Annotated in this window: 12 protein-coding genes; 8 read left to right on the top strand and 4 right to left on the bottom strand. The window is 69.8% G+C overall.

Going from position 1 to position 14,087, the window contains the following annotated elements:
• The first annotated feature begins 67 nt into the window (after nucleotides 1–67).
• Together ACFYO0_RS40135 and ACFYO0_RS40130 are read left to right on the top strand one after the other, a co-directional pair.
• Nucleotides 68–754: a response regulator transcription factor gene (locus ACFYO0_RS40135; protein ID WP_388686351.1), complete on the top strand. Its 687-nt coding sequence runs from the start codon at nucleotides 68–70 to the stop codon at nucleotides 752–754.
• A 9-nt stretch (nucleotides 755–763) separates the two neighbouring features.
• Nucleotides 764–2,167: an ATP-binding protein gene (locus ACFYO0_RS40130; RefSeq protein ID WP_388686350.1), complete on the top strand. Its 1,404-nt coding sequence runs from the start codon at nucleotides 764–766 to the stop codon at nucleotides 2,165–2,167.
• Nucleotides 2,168–2,244: 77 nt separating this feature from the next.
• Here the strand turns inward: ACFYO0_RS40130 and ACFYO0_RS40125 are convergent, their stop codons facing one another.
• The gene (locus ACFYO0_RS40125) at nucleotides 2,245–3,243 is read right to left on the bottom strand and encodes a TAXI family TRAP transporter solute-binding subunit (RefSeq protein ID WP_388686348.1); all 999 of its coding nucleotides are present in this window, start codon (nucleotides 3,241–3,243) and stop codon (nucleotides 2,245–2,247) included.
• 547 nt (nucleotides 3,244–3,790) lie between these two features.
• Nucleotides 3,791–5,662 carry a protein kinase gene (locus ACFYO0_RS40120; protein WP_388686346.1) on the bottom strand — a complete coding sequence of 624 codons (1,872 nt, stop codon included), beginning with the start codon at nucleotides 5,660–5,662 and terminating at the stop codon, nucleotides 3,791–3,793.
• A gap of 175 nt (nucleotides 5,663–5,837) precedes the next feature.
• Here ACFYO0_RS40120 and miaB point away from each other — a divergent pair, with 175 nt between their 5' ends.
• The gene (gene miaB / locus ACFYO0_RS40115) at nucleotides 5,838–7,364 is read left to right on the top strand and encodes a tRNA (N6-isopentenyl adenosine(37)-C2)-methylthiotransferase MiaB (protein ID WP_388686344.1); all 1,527 of its coding nucleotides are present in this window, start codon (nucleotides 5,838–5,840) and stop codon (nucleotides 7,362–7,364) included.
• 70 nt (nucleotides 7,365–7,434) lie between these two features.
• Nucleotides 7,435–8,178: a class III extradiol dioxygenase subunit B-like domain-containing protein gene (locus ACFYO0_RS40110; protein ID WP_388686342.1), complete on the top strand. Its 744-nt coding sequence runs from the start codon at nucleotides 7,435–7,437 to the stop codon at nucleotides 8,176–8,178.
• 224 nt (nucleotides 8,179–8,402) lie between these two features.
• Here the strand turns inward: ACFYO0_RS40110 and ACFYO0_RS40105 are convergent, their stop codons facing one another.
• Together ACFYO0_RS40105 and ACFYO0_RS40100 are read right to left on the bottom strand one after the other, a co-directional pair.
• Complete coding sequence (locus ACFYO0_RS40105; protein WP_388686341.1) at nucleotides 8,403–8,678, bottom strand: antitoxin; 276 nt, start codon at nucleotides 8,676–8,678, stop codon at nucleotides 8,403–8,405.
• Between the two features lie 23 nt (nucleotides 8,679–8,701).
• A complete protein-coding gene (locus ACFYO0_RS40100; RefSeq protein ID WP_388686339.1) occupies nucleotides 8,702–8,992 on the bottom strand; it encodes a hypothetical protein in 291 nt (96 codons plus the stop codon).
• A 182-nt stretch (nucleotides 8,993–9,174) separates the two neighbouring features.
• Here ACFYO0_RS40100 and miaA point away from each other — a divergent pair, with 182 nt between their 5' ends.
• The 4 genes from miaA to ACFYO0_RS40080 all read left to right on the top strand — a co-directional run bounded on the left by miaA (nucleotide 9,175) and on the right by ACFYO0_RS40080 (nucleotide 14,016).
• Nucleotides 9,175–10,113, top strand: a complete 939-nt coding sequence (miaA, locus tag ACFYO0_RS40095; protein WP_388686337.1) for a tRNA (adenosine(37)-N6)-dimethylallyltransferase MiaA — start codon at nucleotides 9,175–9,177, stop codon at nucleotides 10,111–10,113.
• 108 nt (nucleotides 10,114–10,221) lie between these two features.
• A complete protein-coding gene (locus ACFYO0_RS40090; protein WP_033318902.1) occupies nucleotides 10,222–10,719 on the top strand; it encodes a hypothetical protein in 498 nt (165 codons plus the stop codon).
• A 101-nt stretch (nucleotides 10,720–10,820) separates the two neighbouring features.
• A complete protein-coding gene (gene dapF, locus ACFYO0_RS40085; RefSeq protein ID WP_388686336.1) occupies nucleotides 10,821–11,690 on the top strand; it encodes a diaminopimelate epimerase in 870 nt (289 codons plus the stop codon).
• A 169-nt stretch (nucleotides 11,691–11,859) separates the two neighbouring features.
• Nucleotides 11,860–14,016, top strand: coding sequence for a RelA/SpoT family protein (locus ACFYO0_RS40080; RefSeq protein WP_388686335.1), 2,157 nt, complete (start codon nucleotides 11,860–11,862; stop codon nucleotides 14,014–14,016).
• Nucleotides 14,017–14,087: the final 71 nt, after the last annotated feature.

Raw genomic sequence — 14,087 nt, 5'->3', positions numbered from 1 at the left:
GGTGCACGCACGCGTGCCCATCTCTACGCGCCGAGACTGTATGGCCGATGAACCGAAGGGGGCCGGAATGCGACTGCTCCTCGTCGAGGACGACAACCATGTCGCCGCCGCTCTGTCCGCGGTCCTCGCGCGCCATGGCTTCGACGTCACGCACGCCCGCAGCGGGGAGGAGGCGCTCCAGGCGCTCGTCCCGGAGGGTGCGGGTTTCGGAGTGGTCCTGCTCGACCTGGGGTTGCCCGACCAGGACGGCTACGAGGTGTGCGGCAAGATCCGTAAGCGCACCAGTACCCCGGTCATCATGGTGACCGCGCGCTCCGACGTACGTTCTCGGATCCACGGACTCAACCTAGGCGCCGACGACTACGTAGTGAAGCCCTATGACACCGGTGAACTGCTCGCTCGTATCCACGCCGTCAGCCGGCGCACCGTTCCCGACGAAACGACCGTCCCTATAGAGACCTCACTGCACCTGGGTCCCGTACGTATCGAACTGCCCACCCGCCAGGTCAGCGTGGACGGTTCAGTTGTCCAATTGACCCGCAAGGAGTTCGACCTTCTCGCGCTGCTCGCCCAGCGCCCCGGAGTGGTGTTCCGGCGGGAGCAGATCATCAGCGAAGTGTGGCGCACCAGCTGGGAGGGGACCGGGCGCACCCTGGAGGTGCATGTCGCCTCCCTGCGCTCCAAACTGCGCATGCCCGCCCTGATCGAGACCGTGCGCGGCGTCGGCTACCGGCTCGTCGCGCCCGTCGCATAGCGGGCTCAGGTGCGCTCACGACTCCTCCCGCTGCTCATCGTCCTGATGGCGGCGGTGCTGCTCGCGCTCGGCGTCCCTCTCGCCATCAGCCTGGCGGCCGCCCAGCAGCAGAAGGTGGTCGTCGACCGGATCGACGACACGGCACGTTTCGCGTCCCTGGCGCAGTTCGTCACGAGCCCCCCGAAGGGCTCACGGGTCAATTCCCCGAACGAGCGGCTCAAGACCCTCACCAGGGAACTCATCAAGTACAACGGGCTGTACGACATCAAGGCCGGCGTCTTCTACCGCGAAGAGGTCATGGCCAATGCGCCCGTGGACTGGTACATCCCCGAGCAGGGCGAGGTCCGCGACGCGTTCGACGAGGCATTCCAGAGCCGTCGCAGCCACGACCCGAAGCAGGTCTGGCCGTGGGAGCGGGACCGTCTCGTCGTAGCGTCGCCCGTCATCCGGGACGGCGACGTCCTCGCCGTCGTGGTCACCGACTCGCCCACCGGGCAGATGCGCTCGAAGATCCTCCGTGGATGGCTGATCATCGGTGCGGGCGAGATCGCCGCGATGCTCCTCGCGCTCAGCGCCGCGCTGCGCCTGACCGGGTGGGTGCTGCGGCCCGTACGTGTCCTCGACGCCACCACCCACGACATCGCGACCGGACGGCTGAAGTCCCGCGTCGCGGCTACCGGCGGGCCGCCGGAACTCAGGCGTCTGGCCCGGTCGTTCAACGAGATGGCCGACAACGTCGAGGACGTCCTGGAGCAGCAGCGCGCCTTCGTGGCCGACGCCTCACACCAACTGCGCAATCCCCTGTCGGCCCTGCTGCTGCGCATTGAACTGCTCGCACTGGAACTCCCCGAGGGCAACGAGGAGATCGCGTCCGTCCGCACCGAGGGCAAGCGCCTCGCCCAGGTCCTGGACGACCTCCTGGACCTCGCTCTCGCCGAGCACGCCGAGGCGGACCTGCGGCTCACCGACATCGGCGAGCTGGCCGCCGAGCGCGTGGCGTCCTGGTCGCCGGTCGCCGACGACAAGGGCGTACGACTCGTCGGGATCTGCCCCGCCACGACCGCCTGGGCCGACCCGGTCGCCCTCTCCAGCGCCCTGGACGCCGTGATCGACAACGCTCTGAAGTTCACCCCTGAGGGAGAGTGCGTCGAGGTCGAGGTCGCCTCCAATGGCACGGTCTCGACCGTCGTGGTCGCCGACCGTGGTCCCGGCCTCAGCGACGAGGAACTCGCCCGCGTCGGCGACCGCTTCTGGCGCAGTCCCAGCCACCAGAATGTCAAGGGTTCGGGCCTCGGGCTGTCCATCTCCCGAGCCCTGCTGGCCGCGGGCGGCGGCTCCATCGCGTACGAACACCGCGAGCCGCACGGTCTGAAGGTGACGGTGAGCGTGCCGCGGACGGTGCCCGGGGCCTGAACGGGCCGCTGAGGCGCCTGTGAGGCGATTGCCGAGGGGGGACTGGCCTGGCGCGGCCGGCGGCCGTCGTACGAGCGCTACGGCTTGACCGAGCGGTAGTAGCGCCCCGCGCCCTCATGCAGGTCCAACGGGTCGGTGTAGATGGCGGTCCGCAGGTCCACGCGCTGCGCCGCGTGCACCTTGTCGCCGATGCTGTCGCGGCTGTTGATCACTGTGCGGGTCATCCCCTCGGTCAGCTTCGCGTCCGTGTCGGCCCGTGTCACGAGCAGGTTCGCCACCGCCACCGTCGGCACGGCTTCTCCGGACTGGGCGCTGGGGTAGGCCTCCGCCGGCATGACGGCGGACCGGTAGTACTCGGCCTCCCCGCCTTGCTTGTGCAGCTCCTTCACGAGGGCCTCTTTGATCGGGACCAGCTTGATGTCGAACCTGTTCGAGAGCTTGGCCACTGCACCCGTGGGAAGCCCGCCGGACCAGAAGAAGGCGTCGATCTTCCCCGTCTCGAGCAGCTCCGGCATTTCCGTTATGCCGACGGACACCGGCTCGACGTCCGTCTCCAGGTCGAGCTCGGCCGCCCTCAGCACATGCTCCGCGATCAGCCGCACTCCGGAGTCGGGCTGCCCCACCGCCACCTTCATGCCCTTCAAATCCGCGATGTTCTCCACGGAGGAGGTCTGGGGGACGATCACGTGCACGTAGTCGTCGTACAGCCGCGCGCAGCCGCGCAGCAGATCCGCGCCCCGACCGCCCTCCCGCTGGTACTTCTTCACCGCGTCTGCCGCCGCGATGGTGAAGTCGTCCTCCCCGGTGGCCACCCGCTCCACGTTCTGCAGGGAGCCCACGCTCTCCCGTAGCTTCACCTTCAGGCGCGGCATGTCCTTTGCGAGCGCCTTCTGCAGCAGCGTCCCGTAGAGCTGGTACACGCCGGTCGCCGACCCAGTGCTGAAGGAGACCGATCCGCCCGGTGAGCTCTTGCCCAGGGGCAGCAGCCACCACAACAGCAGCCCGAAGGCCACGAAGGCGGCGGCCGAACCCTGCAGGGCCCGACGTCTGCCGATACGGGAGAGTTCCTGGAACATGCGCGCGATCCTGCCAGCTCACCGACGGGAATGACCAGGGCCGGACGTCCACGGCACCCGCTTCGCGCGCGGAGACCGTACGGCCTGGAAATACACCGGTCACGCGCGCGTGGGGACCCCGTGCCCTGGTGTACGAGATGGGCACGAAGACATACGCCCCGGCTCGCTGCTGGTCATCATCGTGAGTGACGGCTGGGTCATCGCGGCCTCCTGCGACGGGCTGCGCCAGGTGAGCGTCGACGACAGCCCACCGCTCGAACCCGGGCGGCGCACCACGTCCCTCGTCACCCAGTGCCTGGGCGGATGCCTCACACACCGCGCCATCCGCCCCCACGTGGCAGTCGCGCCCCTGTCGTCCGGCGACCGCTACCGCATCTGCGCCGACGGGCTGACGGACCCGCTGACGACGGACGTGCTCGACGAAGTGATACGGACGCACGACGACGGCAGGACGGCCTTCGAACTGTGGAAGGTTGCCATCGCGCCGGCCCCGACAACATCTCTCTGGCGGTCGTACGCGTCGCGGACGAGCCCTCCTAGGCCACTCCTAGGCCGCGTTGCGCCACACCTTCACGTCCAAGGTGGCGTACGTCGTCCCGGACGAGCCCTGGTACGTCGCCAGCCCCACGTGCCCCGTCCCGCTGATGACGCACATCTGCTGGCCGACGGTGAGGTCCTTGACCCAGATGTAGCTTTTGTAGCCGGTCGCCGCCTTGCACACGTCCAGGCCCCCTTGCCGACCGACGGGCAGCAGGGCGAGGGAGCTGCCGGCGTCGGTGCCGGGGGCGAGGACCGCGCCCGAGGAGTAGACGGCGTACGTCAGATCCTCGTCGGAGGTCCCGGTGTCCGCTCTGGACCGCACCGGAGTGTCCGCCAGATACAGGTCGTGGCTCTTGGTCATCTGGATCCCTGCGTACGTCATCGGGACAGGGGCCGTCGGCGACGGGGGTCTGCTGGATGCGGCTGCCGGGGGAGCCGAAGTCGTGGTCCGGGTGGGCGTCGCGGCCCCCGAAGGGCCGGGCGGCAGAGCGGACTTGGTGGCTTTGGGCTTCTTCGAGGCCGAGGCCGAGGAGGGGGAGCCGGACGCCGGCGGCGACGCCTTGGCGGCCGTGGCCGACGGTGATGCAGCCACCTCCTGCGCCCGGCCGTCGCTCTTGTCGCCGTCGCCCGGAACGAGCAGCAGCGCTGCGGCCGCCCCACAGGCGACGAGCACGACGGCAACCGCCGACAACAACAAGCCCCGGGCCTTGCGGCCGGCCTCACCCGAGGCCACCGAGGAGGTCTGTGCGGCCGCCGGCTCCTGCGGCTGCGGCCAGGAAGGCGGAGCGTACGGACCCGGCGCGGCGCCTGGCCCCATCACGAAGGGCCCGGGCAGCGCGGCATGGGACGGCGAGTCGGCGGCGTAGGCTGCCGGGGGCCCGAAGCCGCCGGAACCGGCGGGCCCGAATCCGCCGGAAGCGTGAGTGCCCTGAGTCACCCCCGCCCGGGCCTGATCGGCCCCTTCGGCCCGAGCCGCGATGCCCGCCGCCAGCTCGCCCGGCAGCCATGCGCCGGACGTGAACCGCGCCTCGTCACCGCGATGCGTCTGGATCGTCTGAACGGAGCGTATGACGTCCTCGACGGAAGGTCGCTCGGCGGCGGGCTTGCGCAGACACCGTGCCACCAACTCCCGTATCTCCATCGGCACGCGATTGAGATCGGGCTCCTCGTGCACCACCCGATAGAGCACCGCGTGCGGATCCCCTGCCCCGAAGGCGGAGCCGCCCGTCGCCGCGAACACGGCCATCTGCCCCAGCGCGAACACATCGGCCGAGGAGCCGGCCTCCCCGCCGAGCGCCTGCTCCGGCGCCATATAGGCGACCGTCCCGAGGGCCACCCCGCTCTGCGTCACCGACGTGGCATCCACCGCCCGTGCGACACCGAAGTCGATGACCCGCGGCCCGTCCGTGGCGAGCAGCACATTCGACGGTTTGAGATCCCGATGCACGATGCCCTCGCGGTGCACCGCCTGCAGGGCCTCCGCGACACCGGCGATCAGCCGCAGCACGGTGTCGACGGGCAGCGCACCGTGGTCGCGCACCGCGTCGGCGAGGGACGGCCCCGGCACATAGGCGGTCGCACACCACGGCATGGGGTCTTCGGTGTCGCTGTCCACGACCGGAGCCGTATAGAGCCCGTGCACCCGGCTCGCCGCGGCCACCTCCGCCCGGAACCGCTTTCGGAACTCGGCGTTCTCGGCCAGCTCCGGCCGGATCACTTTGACCGCGACGGTTCGCCCGCCCGGCGTGTGCGAGAGATAGACCCGCCCCATGCCACCGGACCCGAGCCGGGCCACCAGCCGGTAGCCGCCGACGACCCGCGGATCGCCGTCCTCCAGTGGCTGGAAACCACCGGCATCGGCCCCACCGTTGCTCAACACGCCCCACTCCACCCCGTGAACTGCTCTGTGGTGCCCATTGCATCACGGGTCCCTCGCGTCCCACCCCCTCGACGGAGCAGCCGGGCACCCGGGCGCCCGGCTCTTGTGCTTCGGGAGGCGCTCGCCTTGGAAAACACCGGGACAGGGTTCTCCAGCAACCGCCTACCCTTGAGGAATGACCAGCAGCAGCGACCGGAGCCTCGCAGTGGACGTTCAAGGATCTAAGAGCTACGAAATCCGAACCTACGGGTGCCAGATGAACGTCCACGACTCCGAGCGGCTCTCCGGGCTGCTGGAGGACGCCGGCTACGTACGTGCGCCCGAGGGGGCGGACGGTGACGCGGATGTCGTCGTCTTCAACACGTGCGCGGTGCGGGAGAACGCCGACAACCGCCTGTACGGCAATCTCGGCCGCCTCGCGCCGATGAAGTCGAAGCGGCCAGGGATGCAGATCGCCGTCGGCGGCTGTCTCGCGCAGAAGGACCGCGACACCATCGTGAAGAAGGCGCCCTGGGTGGACGTCGTCTTCGGTACGCACAACATCGGCAAGCTGCCCGTCCTCCTGGAGCGCGCCCGCGTACAGGAAGAGGCGCAGGTCGAGATCGCCGAGTCGCTCGAGGCGTTCCCGTCGACGCTGCCGACCCGCCGCGAGAGCGCGTATGCCGCGTGGGTCTCCATCTCCGTCGGATGCAACAACACCTGCACGTTCTGCATCGTCCCGGCGCTGCGCGGCAAGGAGAAGGACCGCAGGACCGGCGACATCCTCGCCGAGATCGAGGCCTTGGTCGGCGAAGGAGTCAGTGAGATCACGCTGCTCGGTCAGAACGTAAACGCTTACGGCTCCGACATCGGCGACCGTGAGGCCTTCAGCAAGCTGCTGCGGGCCTGCGGGAAGATCGAGGGCCTGGAGCGCGTCCGCTTCACCTCGCCCCATCCGCGCGACTTCACGGACGACGTGATCGCCGCGATGGCCGAGACACCGAATGTGATGCCGCAGCTCCACATGCCGCTCCAGTCCGGCTCCGACCCCGTCCTGAAGGCGATGCGCCGCTCGTACCGGCAGGAGCGGTACCTCGGGATCATCGAGAAGGTCCGGGCCGCGATCCCGCACGCCGCGATCACCACCGACATCATCGTGGGCTTCCCCGGAGAGACCGAGGAGGACTTCGAGCAGACCCTGCACGTGGTCCGTGAGGCCCGCTTCGCGCAAGCGTTTACGTTCCAGTACTCCAAGCGCCCCGGAACCCCGGCGGCCACCATGGAGAACCAGATCCCCAAGAAGGTTGTACAGGCGCGGTACGAGCGTCTTGTCGCCCTCCAGGAGGAGATCTCCTGGGAGGAGAACAAGAAGCAGGTCGGTCGCACCCTGGAGCTGATGGTCGCCGAGGGAGAGGGTCGCAAGGACGGCGCCACGCACCGCCTCTCCGGCCGCGCCCCCGACAACCGCCTGGTGCACTTCACCAAGCCCGACGCCGAGGTCCGCCCCGGTGACGTGGTCACCGTGGAGATCTCCTACGCCGCCCCGCACCACCTGCTCGCCGAGGGCGCCGTCCTCGATGTGCGCCGCACGCGCGCGGGGGATGCCTGGGAGAAGCGCAACACGACCGGGACTGCGAAGCCCGCGGGCGTGATGCTCGGGCTGCCCGCCGTGGGCGTTCCGGCGCCGCTGCCGGCCCCGACGGGGGGCTGCTCCGCACACTGATCCGCACGCGCGAAGGGGGCCATGGGCGCAGGTTGCTCCGACTCGGGACCGCGGCAGTAGGCTGACGATCATGCTGGTCGCCGCCGCTGTCTGCCCCTGTCCGCCGCTGCTCGTACCCGAGGCCGCCGCGGGTGCGGCGCCCGAGTTGGACACAGCGCGCGCGGCATGTGCGGACGCCCTCGGCGTATTGGCCGCCGCCCGCCCCGACCGGCTCGTGGTCGTCGGCCCCGCCGAGCCGAGTCGGCAAGGGTCGTATCAGGAGGGCTCGCGGGGTTCGTTCCGCGGGTTCGGCGTGGACCTCGAGGTGCGTTTGGGCGCTGGTCCGGGTGTTGGTCCGGGCGAAGGCAGGCCGGATTCGGCCGCGCCGGAGCGTGAGCTTCCGGTCTCGCTCGCCGTGGCTGCCTGGCTGCTGCAGCGAACGGAGTGGTCCCACGCACCTGTGGAAGGTCTCGGTGTGGGGGAACCTCTCGCGGCCGAGCGGTGTATTCAGATCGGGAAGGAAACCGTCGCGCGGGCCGAGAGAGTGGCACTGCTGGTGATGGGTGACGCCAGCGCCTGCCGGTCGCTCAAGGCACCAGGGTATCTGGACGAGCGGGCGACGGATTTCGACGCGGAGGTCGCGCGTGCGCTGGCGGCGGCGGACGTGGCAGCGCTCGAGACGCTGGACGCCGCGCTGGCACGGGAGTTGATGGCCTCCGGCCGGGCGCCCTGGCAGGTGCTCGCGGGTGCGGCCGAGGGCGCGGGGCTCAGCGGCGCCCTACTGTACGAGGACGCGCCTTACGGCGTGGGGTACTTGGTGGCGGCGTGGTCGTAGGCGCGAGGCGACGGGCGCGGCCGTAGCGGGCCGGCTCGGTCTGGCGTAGGCGGAGGGCCACTGGGGTGGAGCTGAGCCGGCACCGAGTCACAAGCGGGCACTGAGCCCTGGGGCGGCGGCGCTGAGTCTGTGTCGCTTGCTGGGCGTCTGCCAACAAGCCGACAACAGGACGGACGGCCCGGAACCCCCAAGGGCTCCCTGGCCGTCCGCCGATGTGCTGTCCTTCAGGATGCCGAGGGCGGTGGCGGTGCGGGTGGAGGAGGCGTCATGCCGCCGTCCGTCCCGTCACTCTCCTTGTGCGCAAGCCGGTCCAGGGCACCCTTGGCCTTGCTCGTGCCCGTCCGGATCTTGCCGCTGTACTTGCCCTTGGTCTTCTTGTCTGCCAGCTTCGCGGCCTTGTCGAGACCCTGCTCGATCTTGCCCCCGTGTTGCTGCGCGAGGTGCGAGACCTTTCCCTTGGCGGGCGTGAGCTTGGTCTTCAGACTCTCCAGGAGACCCACGGTTCTCCTCCCTCGCGGGACGGTTACTGGCGGGCGCCCTCGTCGGCCTCGTTGTCGGCCGCCTCCTCGGCGGACTGCTGCTTGGGGATCTCGACGCCGTCCGATGCCTCGGACTCCGGGGACTCCGCCGCCTTCTCCGCGGCCCCGTCCTCGGTATCGGCCGACTGCGCAGCTTCCTCCGCCGCTTCTTCCGTGTCAGCCTTCGCCTCGGGTTGGGCCGTCAGGGTGTCGTCCTGCGGCTCAGCGGTTGACGCCTCCTCCGGCCTATTGGACTTAGGCTTGTCTTTCCGAAGAAGCCGTGCAAAAACGCCCATATCAACTCCATACCCTACTCGTGTGGGCGAAATTCCGTGCCGCCCGGTGCGTCCCATTGCGTCGCCCGGTCCGCCGGTCCTCAAAACCGGCGGCTGGAACCTCGCAACAGGCAACGACCCCGGACCCGTGGCGTCACGTAACTCGTTCGAGGAGAGGCCCGGAGGTTTGCGAGACTGTTGCGGTGAGTAGTGCAGCCCCCGCCCCGCGGGTCATCGCCGTCGTCGGTCCTACCGCGGCGGGAAAGTCCGATCTGGGAGTCCAGCTTGCCCAGCAACTCGGCGGCGAGATCGTCAACGCCGACTCCATGCAGCTCTACCGGGGGATGGATATCGGCACCGCCAAGCTGACGCCCGAGGAGCGTCGAGGCATCCCGCACCACCTCCTGGACATCTGGGACGTGACGGTGACCGCGAGCGTGGCCGAGTACCAGCGGCTCGCCCGCGCCCGTATCGACGCCCTCCTCGCCGAGGGGCGCTGGCCGATCCTCGTGGGCGGCTCCGGCCTGTACGTCCGGGGAGCCGTCGACAACCTGGAGTTTCCCGGTACCGACCCCGAAGTGCGGGCCCGCCTGGAGGAGGAGCTCACTCTGCGCGGCTCGGGCGCCCTGCACGCCCGGCTGGCGGTCGCCGATCCCGAAGCGGCCCATGCGATTCTGCCCAGCAACGGACGCCGGATCGTCCGCGCCCTCGAAGTCATCGAGATCACCGGCAAGCCCTTCACCGCCAACCTGCCCGGCCACGACTCCATCTACGACACCGTGCAGATCGGCGTCGATGTGGCGCGTCCCGAACTCGACGAGCGCATCGCCCGCCGGGTGGACCGGATGTGGGACGAAGGGCTCGTCGACGAGGTGCGCGCGCTGGAGGCGCGAGGCTTGCGTGAGGGGCGTACGGCATCGCGGGCGCTCGGCTACCAGCAGGTTCTGGCGGCGCTCTCCGGGGAGTGCACCGACGGCGAGGCGCGGGCCGAGACCGTACGCGCCACCAAGCGCTTCGCGCGCCGTCAGGATTCCTGGTTCAGGCGCGACCCACGGGTGCATTGGCTCAGTGGGGCCGCGGCGGATCTCACGGAACTTCCGCGGCATGCCCTGGCATTGGTCGAACGACCGGTTACAGCCTGATCACGTCATGGCATCGGGACGCTCCGCCCGTCATCCCGGCCTCTGACACCGTGCCATCATCGAGCTTCGATCGACCAAGTGGAGTCCGAGTTGGGAGGGCGCGTGGCGATGGAGGCCGGCCCTCGCGACACCGCACAAGGCACGGAGCACGACACCGTAAGGGATCAGCAGGATCCGGACGGGGACCGACTGAGCCCCGACGGACCCGACGAAACCCCGGGCGGCGTGACCGCCGACGGACCCGGGCCCGACGAGATGTTCGCGGAGCCCGAGGTCGAGGTTGAGCTGCGTCCACAGCGCCGGCTGCGGATCTGGCAGCTCGCGCCCATCGTGGGCCTGGCCGCGCTCGGCTCCTTGATGTTCGCCTTCCCGCTGGCGTTCGACTTCGGCGACAGCGGTGCCATGATCGCCATGCTCGGCCTGCTGATCTCCTCCTGCGCCGCGGGCTGGGGCATGATGGCCGCCCGCCGCGTCGGCTACACCTGGCCCGGCCTGCCACAGCGCGGTTCCGGCCGCCGCCCGGACTGGCGGGTCGTGATCGCGTACGCCGTGATCGTCGCCCTGGTCGTCGTCCTCGCCGTGTGGCGAGTGGCCCGCCTGCGCTGAGGCCTGGCGGGCTCCTGATGGACCTCCGCGGCGTCGCGGAGACCCATCAGAAGCCTCCTGGCCCGGGCCACGGTGTCGTACCCACCCCGTACGATCGAGGAATGAGCACGCGGATCGCCTTCCTCAAGGGGCACGGGACCGAGAACGACTTCGTGATCGTTCCCGACCCCGAGAACGCCATCGACCTGCCCCCGGCCGCCGTCGCCGCCCTCTGCGACCGCCGCGCGGGCATCGGCGGGGACGGTCTGCTGCATGTTGTACGGTCCGCCGCGCACCCCGAGGCCAAGGAGATGGCCGCCGAGGCGGAGTGGTTCATGGACTACCGCAACGGCGACGGTTCGATCGCGGAGATGTGCGGCAACGGAGTGCGAGTGTTCGCGCGCTACCTCCAGCGCGCCGGACATGTGACCGAAGGAGATGTCGCGATCGCCACGCGCGGAGGGGTGAAGAGGGCGCACATCGCCAAGGAGGGCGACATCACCGTCGGCATGGGCAAGGCGCTCCTCCCCGAAGGGGACGTCACCGTGAGCGTGGGTGAGCGCAGCTGGCCCGCGCGCAACGTGAACATGGGTAATCCGCACGCGGTCGCCTTTGTCGACGACCTCGACCATGCAGGCAACCTGTTCACTCCCCCGCCGTTCAGCCCGGCATCCGCGTACCCGGACGGGGTGAACGTCGAGTTCGTCGTCGACCGCGGCCCCCAGCACGTCGCCCTGCGCGTGCATGAGCGCGGCGCCGGCGAGACCCGCTCGTGTGGCACGGGCGCGTGTGCCGTCGCGGTGGCGGCGGCGAGACGGGACGGCGCCGATCCCGGGGTCACCGGCACCCCGGCCACGTACACCGTCGATGTGCCCGGCGGACGCCTGGTGATCAGCGAGCGCCCCGACGGCGAGATCGAGATGACCGGACCCGCGGTGATCGTCGCCGAGGGCGAGATCGACGCCGAGTGGCTCGAAACCGTAAACCCCTGAACCATCGCTCGAATGGGTGATCCGTTTCACGCTCGGCGTGAGGCGGTCAGCCGAGCGTGCTGGGCTCGATAGCATCAAGCACCGGCCCGGACGGGGGAACGACACCATCCCCAAAGCCGTGTACGCCATGGGGTGCCCCGTCCGTCGGTCAACGCAGCCGGAGGTGCCCATGAGTGCGGAGGCCACGAACCCCGCGACGCCCGGCCCGATCGCGCCCGAAGCGCATCGCAGGAGGAGCCGCCCACGCATCGATCTGCGCCGCCTCGGCCGAGCCGCGCTCCTGGGGTCCGCGGGCCGCGGTCGGCTCCCCGACGCGATCAGCCATGTGGTCGAGGCACATCGCGCCCACCACCCCGAAGCCGTTCTGGAGCCACTGCACCGGGCGTACGTCCTCGCCGAGTCCTCGCACCGCGGCCAGATGCGCAAGAGTGGCGAGCCCTACATCACACACCCGCTCGCCGTGACCTTGATCCTCGCCGAACTCGGCGCGGAGACCACGACATTGACGGCCTCTCTGCTCCACGACACCGTCGAAGACACGGATGTGACGCTCGATCAGGTGCGGGAGGAGTTCGGCGAGGAGGTCCGCTTTCTCGTCGACGGCGTCACGAAGTTGGAGAAGGTCGACTACGGAGCGGCCGCCGAGCCGGAGACGTTCCGCAAGATGCTCGTCGCCACCGGTAACGACGTACGCGTGATGTCGATCAAGCTCGCCGACCGGCTGCACAACATGCGCACCCTGGGCGTCATGCGCCCCGAGAAGCAGGCGCGCATCGCCAAGGTCACCAGGGACGTGCTGATCCCGCTCGCCGAACGGCTCGGGGTCCAGGCGCTCAAGACCGAGCTCGAGGACCTCGTCTTCGCGATCCTGCATCCCGAGGAGTACAAGCGCACCAGGGAGCTCATCGTCGAGAACGCGGCGCGCGCCGACGATCCCCTCGCGGAGATCGCGGAAGAGGTGCGTACGGTCCTGCGCGAGGCCGGACTGCAGGCCGAAGTGCTCATCCGGCCACGGCACTTGGTTTCGCTGCACCGAACCTCCCGCAAGCGCGGCCGACTGCGCGGCGTCGACTTCGGACGCCTCCTGGTGCTCGTGAATGAGGACGCCGACTGCTACGGAGTCCTCGGTGAACTGCACACCTGTCTCACGCCGGTGGTATCGGAATTCAAGGACTTCATCGCCGTCCCCAAGTTCAACCTGTACCAGTCGCTGCACACGGCCGTCGCCGTCCCCCAGGGTCGAACAGACTCGCCCGGCGGCACCCCCATGGCCGGCCAGGTCGCCGAAGTTCTCATCCGCACGCACCAGATGCACAAGGTCGCCGAGGCCGGAGTCATCGCGCTCGGTAATCCCTATGCTCCTCCTTCGGAGGAGCAACTGGACAGTGACGGCGAGCGCGTGGACCCCACGCGACCCGGCTGGCTCTCCCGCCTTCTCGACTGGCAGGAGGCCGCGCCGGATCCCGACACGTTCTGGTCCACGCTTCGCGAAGACCTCGCCCAGGACCGGGAGATCACCGTGTTACGCCCCGACGGCGGCACGATCGGGCTGCCCGCGGGCGCGAGCTGCGTGGACGCCGCGTACGCGCAGTACGGCGAGGACGCGCACGCTTGCATGGGCGCGCGTGTCAACGGCCGCCTGGCGACGCTGAGTACGGTCCTGCGGGACGGCGACACCGTGCAACTGCTCATGGGGCAGGACGCGTCCTCAGAGCCCTCCAGGGAGTGGCTGGAGCACGCGCGTACGCCCGCCGCGCGCATCGCCATCCAGCGCTGGCTCGCCACGCACCCCTCGCCCGGCGACACCCCGGAGGCGGAGATCTCCGCAGCGCCCCTCAGGCCGACTGTCGACGGGTCTGCCGCGCCGCCATCTGACGCGAACGCCGTGGTCGACGAGCCCGGTGCGACCGTACGCATCGCGGGCTGCTGTACGCCTGTACCGCCCGACGAGGTCACCGGCTTCGCTGTACGCGGGGGAGTGGTGACAGTTCATCGTGTCGAGTGCGCTGTGGTGGCGCGTATGAAAGACGCGGGGCGCAGGGAGGTCGACGTACGCTGGGGTGACACCACGGAGTGCCGTGTCACGCTGGTCGCCGAGTCCTTCGGACGGCCGCATCTGCTCGCCGACCTGACCGAAGCCATCGCCCTGGAGGGTGTCGCCATCGTCTCGGCGACCGTCGAACCCCCCAGCCAGCAGCGCGTACGCCACACCTACACGCTCCAACTCCCGGACGCCGCACACCTGCCCGCGCTGATGCGGGCGATGCGCAACGTGCCGGGTGTGTACGACGTGGGCCGGGCCCAGCACCAGGCGACGACTCCGTAGGAGGCCATCAGCGGGCTATCGGCATCCCTTCGAGTGTGTGCGGCGCGAGTCGTCACCACACGCCGGACGGG

This window comes from Streptomyces sp. NPDC006365 (genome assembly GCF_042870755.1).
GTDB classification, from domain to species: domain Bacteria; phylum Actinomycetota; class Actinomycetes; order Streptomycetales; family Streptomycetaceae; genus Streptomyces; species Streptomyces xiangluensis.
The sequence above is the reverse complement of the archived record's forward strand: the minus strand, read 5'-3'. Positions and strand labels throughout refer to the sequence as shown.

What these genes read in the sequence shown, in the direction of transcription:
- ACFYO0_RS40080 (WP_388686335.1), top strand. Translation starts at nt 11,860, where the DNA reads ATGAGTGCGGAGGCCACGAACCCCGCGACGCCCGGCCCGATCGCGCCC.
- ACFYO0_RS40110 (WP_388686342.1), top strand. Translation starts at nt 7,435, where the DNA reads ATGCTGGTCGCCGCCGCTGTCTGCCCCTGTCCGCCGCTGCTCGTACCC.
- ACFYO0_RS40100 (WP_388686339.1), bottom strand. Translation starts at nt 8,992, where the DNA reads ATGGGCGTTTTTGCACGGCTTCTTCGGAAAGACAAGCCTAAGTCCAAT.
- ACFYO0_RS40090 (WP_033318902.1), top strand. Translation starts at nt 10,222, where the DNA reads ATGGAGGCCGGCCCTCGCGACACCGCACAAGGCACGGAGCACGACACC.
- dapF (WP_388686336.1), top strand. Translation starts at nt 10,821, where the DNA reads ATGAGCACGCGGATCGCCTTCCTCAAGGGGCACGGGACCGAGAACGAC.
- ACFYO0_RS40135 (WP_388686351.1), top strand. Translation starts at nt 68, where the DNA reads ATGCGACTGCTCCTCGTCGAGGACGACAACCATGTCGCCGCCGCTCTG.
- ACFYO0_RS40125 (WP_388686348.1), bottom strand. Translation starts at nt 3,243, where the DNA reads ATGTTCCAGGAACTCTCCCGTATCGGCAGACGTCGGGCCCTGCAGGGT.
- miaB (WP_388686344.1), top strand. Translation starts at nt 5,838, where the DNA reads ATGACCAGCAGCAGCGACCGGAGCCTCGCAGTGGACGTTCAAGGATCT.